At 64.3% G+C, this 504-nt stretch carries 1 protein-coding gene; it reads left to right on the plus strand.

Translation table 11 applies throughout. The features are described from left to right. Nucleotides 1-504 (plus strand): IS66 family transposase (locus XH80_RS02840; protein ID WP_271597242.1); only part of this gene is annotated, 504 nt, incomplete at both ends.

The following is a 504-nucleotide window of genomic DNA, read 5'->3' on the forward strand; positions in this document are numbered from 1 at the left end:
CAGGCCTACAAGACCATGACCCGAGAGACGCGTGCGGACGCCCTGTCCGGGACGCTCGCCTTCTGCTGGTCGCATCTGCGGCGCCAGTTTGTGAAGATCGAGCGCGAGGCGGCACCAGCGCCAGCTCCGGTTGCCCGCGAGGCCCTCGAGCGCATCGCCCAGCTATATGCGGTCGAGAAGGCTCTCCGCGGCCGATCTGCGGACGAGCGCCGCGCCGACAGGCATGCGCATGCCAGGCCTCTGGCTGCAGCCTTGAAGCAGTGGTTCGAGGCCAAGCTTGATCACCTTGCGCAGAAGAGCGACACGGCGAAGGCTTTGCGCTATGCGCTGCGGCATTGGGACGGCCTGACACTGTACCTTGATGACGGGCGCGTCGAGATGGACACCAATGCGGTCGAGCGAGCGATGCGGCCGATCAAGCTCAATGCCAAGAACTCCCTTTTTGCCGGTTGCGACGAAGGTGCCGAGAACTGGGCATTACTGGCTTCGCTCATTGAGACCTGC

The organism is Bradyrhizobium sp. CCBAU 45384, from assembly GCF_028128665.1.
Lineage (GTDB): Bacteria > Pseudomonadota > Alphaproteobacteria > Rhizobiales > Xanthobacteraceae > Bradyrhizobium > Bradyrhizobium manausense.